2 protein-coding genes are annotated in these 4012 nt (G+C 28.0%); one reads left to right on the top strand and one right to left on the bottom strand.

Features of this window, described 5'->3' with window-relative positions:
* Positions 1-2129 (top strand): hypothetical protein (locus JG677_RS07330; protein ID WP_200285993.1); only part of this gene is annotated, 2129 nt, incomplete at its 5' end.
* Positions 2130-2166: 37 nt separating this feature from the next.
* Here JG677_RS07330 and lepA read toward each other — a convergent pair.
* A complete protein-coding gene (lepA, locus tag JG677_RS07325) occupies positions 2167-3957 on the bottom strand; it encodes a translation elongation factor 4 (RefSeq protein ID WP_200285991.1) in 1791 nt (596 codons plus the stop codon).
* Between the last annotated feature and the right edge of the window lie 55 nt (positions 3958-4012).

Raw genomic sequence — 4012 nt, 5'->3', positions numbered from 1 at the left:
TTTTTATACCTTTTATTTATTTTTTTGTAGAATTAAGAAAATTAACCGATTTAATCTTAGCAATTGATATAAAATTAAAAAATATTAATGATAATGTTTTATCTTTTGTCAGGGAAAGTGAAATTTTATACTCTTTTTTAAAAGAAAAAGAAGACAACAAAAAAGAACAAAAATTAATTTTACAAACAAATGAAGATGTTATAATTTCTTCTATAGATATATACGATGATGTTACAAGAATAAAATTAGGACAAGAATATTTTATTTTTAATGAAAATTTCTTACAAAATTTATTTTTTATTTTAGATGATATAACAAAAAATGTTGATAGAATTACCAAAAAAGACTTTTTTAAAACATTTAATAAAAATACTTTAACAAATAAAAAACAAGAGCCTTTTTTCAATGAAGAAGAATTTGATGATTTAATTACAAATCAAGAAAAAATTGGAAAATACTTTTTTAATACAGATGAATATTATATAAACGATATCAATAAATATAAATTTAAATTTTGTGAAAGTTGTTTAGCGGCAAAATATAAAAATAAAACTGATGATGACACTGAAGAATACTTTTGTTCTCCTATTTGCGAAGAAACAGAAAAAATATGCGAAAAATTAAGCGAAGAAATAAATCCTATATTAAATGAAAATGAAAGTCTTCAAGAATATAGTCAAAGAATAGCTAAATCGATTTCTAATGCTTCCACAACAATTACTACTATGCTTGGAGTATCTAAAAATTGGATTAACAATTTCGCAATTTTTCAAAATAAACAAACAGGACACGGTTTAGCAGCTGAACTTATGAATCATCAAAATGAAAAAATTATTGATCAAATAACAAAAAATGCCAAGATTGTTGGAGGAGATAATGCAAAAAATGGAGCTGATAGGATTGTAAATGGTGTAGAAATACAAACTAAATATTACAAAACTCCTCAAAAAACAATAAACTCTGCTTTTGACAATCAAGGAAATGGAAATTATCGTTATTATACAAAGGATAATAAACCTATGACCTTGGAAGTTCCAAAAGATCAATATGATTATGCTGTAAAAAATATGGAAGAGAAAATAGCACAGGGTAAAGTCCCAGGAATAAGTGATCCAAGTGAAGCTAAAAATATTATAAAAAAAGGTAGCGTAACATATCAAGAAGCTAAAAATTATTCTAAATTTTGCTCCAAGGAAAGCTTAAAATTTGATGCAAAAAATGGAGCTGTAGTTGCAAGCACAGCTTTTGGCATAAGTTTTGTTATTAATACATATGTTTTATATTATCAAAATCAAAATATAAAAGAAGCTATAAGACAATCTGCAATTTTAGCATTTAAATCAGGAGGGCAAGCTTTTACTGTTTATATGATTGCAACTCAAGTGCAAAGAATTGAACTTGTTAATAAATTTTTACAGCAAGTAATAAATTTTAATTTTAAAGGAGCATTAGGTCAAAGAATAGCTCAAGGTTTAGCTTTATCTTCCGGAAAAGAAGCCATAAAAACTACTACTGCTATGCAAAATGCAGCTAATAATGCCTTAAGAGGGCAAGTAGTTGTTGCAGCAACTATGATGGCAATTACTTCTGGTATAGAAATTCATCAGATGATGAGAGGAAAGATATCATCTATGCAATGTGTGAAAAATATAATAGTTAATTCTAGTTCAATTGCTGGTGGAGTGGCTGGTGCTATTATAACAGGTGCAGCATTAGGTTCTGTTGTTCCTGGCGTTGGAAATTTGGTTGGAGGATTTGTCGGAGGTATGATAGATGGAATCGGTGTTTCTAAAATTACAAAAAATATATTAGATAATTATATAGAGGATGATTTAACTAAAAAACAAAGAATATTTTTCAATCATATTATAACTTTAAGCACTCTATTTAAACTTTCAAATGCAGAAGCTTCAGAATTTAGTATGATTGTAGATAAAATGATTCAAGAAGATAAAAATTTTTTCAAAGACAAATTAAATGCTTCTATGATATTAGCTTCTTCAAATAAAATTCTAAAACCTATAGTTGTGTTAATTGTATCCAATAGAACCAAACTTCCTTTGCATACTTTTAATAAAGAAATAATTGCAGAAGTCATTGATGAGGAGATTGAAGAAATGATAAATTAAAATATAAAAAGAATTATCTAAAATTTTAGATAATTCTTTAATCGATTTTTAAAACACTTAAAAATGCTTCTTGTGGTAAATGCACTTTTCCAATGGCTTTCATTCTTTTTTTACCTTCTTTTTGTTTTTCAAGTAGTTTTCTTTTTCTTGTAATATCTCCACCATAACATTTTGCGGTAACATTTTTCCCCATAGATTTTACGTTTTCTCTTGCTATGATTTTATTGCCAATGCTTGCTTGGATAGCCACTTCAAAAAGTTGTCTTGGAACTATCTCTTTCATAGCTTTTACAAGCTCTCTTCCCTTTGAAAGTGCTTTTTCATTTGGAACTATAATACTTAGTGCATCAACATTTTCTCCTGCTACTTTAATATCAAGCTTAACAAGATCTCCTACTCTAAATTCAATAGGCTCATAATCAAAACTTGCATAACCTTTAGTAAGACTTTTTAATTTATCATAAAAATCCATTACTATTTCATTTAAAGGTATATCATATTCAAGTAAAACTCTTTGAGGGGTAATATAATCCATCTTAACTTGTACCCCTCTTTTGCGGTTTAAAAGAGTGATTAAATTTCCTAAAAATTCACTAGGTGTTATGATTGTAGCTTTAACATAAGGCTCTTTGATAAAATCAATTTTATTAACTGGTGGAAGTTCGCTTGGATTTTGAATTTTTAATATCACTCCATCTGTTTGATGAATTTCATAAGTTACGGTTGGTGCAGTGGCAATCAAATCAAGATTAAATTCTCTTTCAAGTCTTTCTTTGATCACTTCCATATGTAAAAGCCCTAAAAATCCTACCCTAAAGCCAAAGCCTAGAGCCAAAGAAGTTTCTGGCTCATAAGTAATAGAACTATCATTAAGCTTTAATTTATCAAGAGCATCTCTTAAATCTTCAAATTTATCTGTTTCTATAGGATAAAGTCCTGCAAAAACAAAAGCTTTTGCTTTTTCAAAGCCAGAAATAGGTTCTTTAGCTTTATTTTTTACAAGAGTTATTGTATCACCAACTTGAACATCGCTTACATTTTTTAAACCTAAGACTACAACCCCTACTTCACCTGAATTTAAAGTCTTTGTTTTTATAGGATTTAAAGGATGAGGATAAAAAAGATCTTGAACCAAATGTTTTTTATCTGTGCTCATAATTAATATTTCATCATTTTTAGCAATTTGTCCTTCATAAATTCTTGCTAAAGCTAAAGCACCTAAATAATTATCAAACCAAGAATCATAAATTAAGGCTTTTGTGGGAGCTTCATTATTAATTTTTGGAGCTGGCACTTTGGTAATAATTGCTTCTATAAGCTCTTTTATACCTTGACCTGTTTTTGCACTTACGCAAATTGCCTCTTTACAATCTATACCTATAATATGTTCTATTTCGTGTTTTACTTTTTCTACATTAGCTGAGGGAAGATCAATTTTATTGATCACTGGAATAATTTCAAGATTATTTTCTAAAGCTATATATACATTAGCTATAGTTTGTGCTTCAACACCCTGAGTAGCATCAACAACAAGCAAAGCTCCTTCACAACTTGCTAATGATCTACTAACCTCATAAGAAAAATCAACGTGACCTGGGGTGTCTATTAAATTTAAAATATATTCTTGATTATTAAAAGTGTATTCTAAACGCACAGACTGTGCTTTAATAGTAATACCCCTTTCTTTTTCTATATCCATAGTATCCATAACTTGATTACTCATTAATCTATCGCTAATAGCACCACACTCACTAATAATTCTATCCGCTAATGTGCTTTTTCCGTGATCGATATGAGCTATAATTGAAAAATTTCTAATATTTTGCATTAATTTTTCATACCTTAAACAATTTTTATAAAATTTAATTTTATCAAAAGAACAA

The sequence above is a fragment of the Campylobacter sp. TTU-622 genome (assembly GCF_016598965.1).
GTDB lineage: Bacteria > Campylobacterota > Campylobacteria > Campylobacterales > Campylobacteraceae > Campylobacter_D.
This window is presented reverse-complemented; position numbering and strand designations above follow the sequence as displayed.